The following is a 223-nucleotide window of genomic DNA, read 5'->3' as shown; positions in this document are numbered from 1 at the left end:
TCAAGACTGGGGCGGCGTATCTGCCGATCGATCCGAACGTGCCGGCGGCCCGGTTGCGGTTTGTGATCGAGGATGCCGCGCCGGTGGCGGTGCTCACGACTGCCGAACTGGATGCGCGGCTCGCTGGTTTTGCCGGCGTGGTCCTCGATGTCGAGGACCCCCGTATCGAGGCTCAACCCGGCACCGCGTTGCCCGCGCCGAGCGGCGACGATGTCGCTTATCT

At 67.7% G+C, this 223-nt stretch carries 1 protein-coding gene; it reads left to right on the top strand.

Annotation, left to right across the window (positions count from 1 at the left end):
- Nucleotides 1–223 (top strand): hypothetical protein (locus SLQ30_RS33230; RefSeq protein ID WP_319451263.1); only part of this gene is annotated, 223 nt, incomplete at both ends.

This window comes from Mycobacterium sp. RTGN4, from assembly GCF_033804635.1.
GTDB lineage: Bacteria > Actinomycetota > Actinomycetes > Mycobacteriales > Mycobacteriaceae > Mycobacterium.
This window is presented reverse-complemented; position numbering and strand designations above follow the sequence as displayed.